General features: G+C 74.2%; 1 protein-coding gene and 1 pseudogene. One reads left to right on the forward strand and one right to left on the reverse strand.

Features of this window, described 5'->3' with window-relative positions; translation table 11 throughout:
- Positions 1–141: 141 nt before the first annotated feature.
- Positions 142–1,005, reverse strand: coding sequence for a hypothetical protein (locus ACYVE9_RS26930; protein ID WP_461030505.1), 864 nt, complete (start codon positions 1,003–1,005; stop codon positions 142–144).
- Between the two features lie 259 nt (positions 1,006–1,264).
- Between ACYVE9_RS26930 and ACYVE9_RS26935 the strand changes: the two are divergent.
- Positions 1,265–1,394: pseudogene (locus ACYVE9_RS26935) on the forward strand (phosphoribosylglycinamide formyltransferase); the annotation flags it as partial.

Genomic DNA, 1,394 nt, shown 5'->3' on the forward strand with positions numbered 1-1,394 from the left:
GGCACGAGCCCGGACGCCGACAGATCGGCATCCGGGCCCGTGGGTGAGGCGCAGCGGTCCCGAGCGGAGGGGGCCCCGAGCGGGGGAGGCGCGGACCGGGGCGCCGTCACGCAGGACGGCAGCGGCTTCCGGCCGGCCGGGTCACTCGCGTTCGCCGAGCAGCGGGCGCAGCTGCTCCGGCAGGTGCCGTTCGCACGACTCACGCGAGGTGGTCGTCAGGGCGTCCTCCACGCAGTTGTAGTAGTCCTGGTAGACGAGCTGGAACGTGAAGGTCGCCGCGACGATGAGCAGCGCCAGCGAACCGATCACCACGCCGCTGACCGCCGCCGTGGTCTGCTGCCGAGCGGTCCGCCCGGCGGTGGCCGCAGCGGTTCCGGGCGGTGTGGAACCGTCCAGGTCGCCCGCGGTGGTGGTGCCGCGCCGCTCGGCGCTCGCGTCGGCGTCCTTGCGGGTCACGCCGGGTGCGCCGCGCAGCGCGCTGATGCCCCAGTAGAGCGCGAGCGCGCCCAGCAGCAGGGCGATCGGCGGGATGTTGAACAGGGCGAAGAACAAGCCCCACATGCCCGACAGCATCGCGTACCGGGAGTGCCGCTGCACCGGGTCGCGGGGGTCCCAGCGCATTCCGCCCGGCCCGCCGCCGTTCCCGTTGCCGCCGTTGCCGCCGCTGCCGTCGGGCTGGTCGCCGTTGCCGTTCCGGTTGCCGAAGCCGCCGCCGCCTCGCCCGGGCTGCCGGCTGCTCCACTGGCTGCCCCAGCGCTTGCGCGCGGCCTGCTCGTCGTCGGAGCCGGACGAGTCGTCGGAGCCGGACGTGTTCCCCGAACCGGACGTGCTCGGCGGGCCCCACGGGTCCGGGGAGCCGGTGGAGCCCTCGGAGCCGTCGCCTCCCGACTCGTCCCCGGACCGACGCCGCGGCTGCCAGGGCTGGTCGGGGCGGTCCGCGGGTGGCGGAGCGAAGGGGTTGTCGTCCTGTCCGGGCTGCTCGGAGGCGCGGCGTCGGTCCGTCATGTGGTGTGTTTCTTCCCCTTCGTGTGTCCGTGCGCCGGTCCGCGGTGCCCTGCGTGGCGCGGATGCTACGGATCCGTGGGCCCGACGCTACCCCCCGCCCGGGTACCCGTCCCGTGGGGGCCGTGCGGGACTGCCGGTATCGTGGCTGACGGCCGGCCGCTTCGTAGGGTTCCCCGAGTGAGCAACCCGCGCTGTTCGTCCGATCGCACAAGTCACTCCCGACGCGCTGCGTCAACCTCTTCGAGAAAGAACTCCCGCCGTGGCAGCATCCGCTTCCCCCGCCCGGCTCGTCGTACTCGTGTCGGGATCCGGCACCAATCTCCAGGCGCTGCTCGACGCCGTCAGTGAAGCCGGCCCGGACGGCTACGGCGCCCAGGTGGTCGCGGTCG

The organism is Streptomyces sparsus, assembly GCF_054776295.1.

What these genes read in the sequence shown, in the direction of transcription:
- ACYVE9_RS26930 (WP_461030505.1), bottom strand. Translation starts at nt 1,005, where the DNA reads ATGACGGACCGACGCCGCGCCTCCGAGCAGCCCGGACAGGACGACAAC.